Below are 244 nucleotides of genomic sequence, written 5' to 3' on the forward strand. Positions count from 1 at the left end.
CTTCGTCTCGGAAAGCAATTTGCGGATCCTGCAGCGTGCTGGTGGTCACTACATCGCTGGGGAGAAGATGACCTCCGGGAAACCAGTGGTGGAAGCGGCGTTGGCGCGCCCTGGACGCTTCCGTGAGCTTCGTCCGAACCTGAAGGTGAAGGAGGTCGTGGTGGGAGACGGCGAGGCCCGGGTCCGTTACGTGTTGGCGTTCAATCCCGAGGAAGCCAAACGCGATGAGGCGCGCCGAGAGGCG

At 63.1% G+C, this 244-nt stretch carries 1 pseudogene; it reads left to right on the top strand.

The annotated features are described in order from the left end of the window. A pseudogene (locus J3481_RS14795) lies at window positions 1–244 on the top strand (IS1634 family transposase); the annotation flags it as partial.

Source organism: Alicyclobacillus fructus, from assembly GCF_017329605.1.
GTDB classification, from domain to species: Bacteria; Bacillota; Bacilli; order Alicyclobacillales; family Alicyclobacillaceae; genus Alicyclobacillus; species Alicyclobacillus fructus.